This is a genomic window from Leucobacter sp. M11, assembly GCF_035726885.1.
Lineage (GTDB): Bacteria > Actinomycetota > Actinomycetes > Actinomycetales > Microbacteriaceae > JAPFRB01.
On sequence record NZ_JAPFRB010000002.1, the window covers coordinates 597570 to 599277 of the forward strand.

General features: G+C 68.5%; 1 protein-coding gene. It reads right to left on the reverse strand.

Going from position 1 to position 1708, the window contains the following annotated elements:
• Positions 1-17 precede the first annotated feature (17 nt).
• Positions 18-1708, reverse strand: a 1691-nt coding sequence (ftsH, locus tag OOT08_RS07205) for an ATP-dependent zinc metalloprotease FtsH (RefSeq protein WP_325091921.1), incomplete at its 5' end; no start/stop codon positions are given.

Sequence of the window (1708 nt, forward strand, 5' to 3'; positions counted from 1 at the left end):
CGTGGTCCAGCATCCGGCTACTCCTGCGTGGACTCGGGGCCCGCTGCCGCGGCAGCTGCGGCCTGATCCGCAATCGGGGCGTCGGTGCGCGCGATGGCGGGCACCTCGACCGGGGGCCGGCTCGAAACGGGGCGCTCGGCGTTCGAGAGCCACACGGGCCGGGGAGCCAGCTTCTTCACGTCGCGGAAGATCTCGGCGAGCTGGTTGTGATCCAGCGTCTCCTTCTCCAGCAGCTCAAGCGTCAGCCGGTCGAGCACATCGCGGTTGTCGTTGAGTAGCTGGTACGCCTCGGTGTGCGCCTGCTCCAGGATCTGGCGCACCTCGGCGTCGATCTGCTGGGCAACGCCCTCGGAGTAGTCGCGGTTCTGGCCGAAGTCGCCCATGAACGCACCGGGCTGGCCCTGGCCGAGCTTGATCGGGCCGACCGTGGCGCTCATGCCGTAGTCGGTGACCATCTTGCGCGCCGTGTCCGTGGCCTTCTCGATGTCGCTGCCCGCGCCCGTGGTCGGGTCGTGGAACACCAGCTCCTCGGCGACGCGGCCGCCGAGGGCGTAGGCGATCTGGTCGAGCAGCTCGTTCCGGGAGATCGAGTACTTGTCCTCCAGCGGGATCACCATCGTGTAACCGAGGGCGCGGCCGCGGGGCAGGATCGTGACCTTCGTGACGGGGGCCGTGTGGTTCAGCGCCGCCGCCACCAGGGCGTGCCCGCCCTCGTGATAGGCGGTGATCAGCTTCTCCTGGTCCTTCATGACCCGGGTGCGGCGCTGGGGGCCCGCGACCACGCGGTCGATGGCCTCGTCCAGGGCGCGGTTATCGATGAGCTGGGCGTGCGAGCGGGCCGTGAGCAGCGCGGCCTCGTTCAGCACGTTTGCCAGGTCGGCGCCCGTAAAGCCGGGGGTTTTGCGCGCCACGACGTCGAGGTCGACGTTTTTCGACAGCGGCTTGCCCTTCGCGTGCACCTCAAGGATCTTGCGGCGGCCGCCCATGTCGGGGGCGTCCACGCCGATCTGCCGGTCGAAGCGACCGGGACGCAGCAGGGCGGGGTCGAGCATGTCGGCGCGGTTCGTCGCGGCGATCATGATGACGTTTGCCTTGGGGTCGAAGCCGTCCATCTCGACGAGCAGCTGGTTCAGGGTCTGCTCGCGCTCGTCGTGGCCGCCGCCCATACCCTGGCCGCGGCGCTGGCCGACGGCGTCGATCTCGTCGATGAAGATGATCGCGGGGGCGTTCGCCTTGGCCTCCTTGAAGAGGTCGCGCACGCGGCTCGCGCCGACGCCGACGAACATCTCGACGAAGTCCGACCCCGAGATCGAGTAGAAGGGCACTCCGGCCTCGCCCGCAACGGCGCGGGCCAGCAGGGTCTTTCCGGTGCCGGGCGGGCCGTAGAGCAGCACGCCCTTGGGGATGCGGGCGCCGACCGCCTGGAAACGGGTCGGGTTCTGCAGGAAGTCCTTGATCTCGTAGAGCTCCTCGACCGCCTCGTCGGCTCCGGCGACGTCGCTGAAGGTGACCTGCGGGGTCTCCTTCGTCACCATCTTCGCCTTGGACTTGCCGAACTGCATCATCTTGTTGCCGCCGCCCTGCATGGACGAGAGCATCCACCAGAAGAACAGGCCGATCAGCAGCAGGGGCAGCAGGAAGCCGAGCATCGACAGCCAGGGGTTCGGCTTGGGCACCTGATCGGTGTAGCCGTCCTTGATCTTGGCGT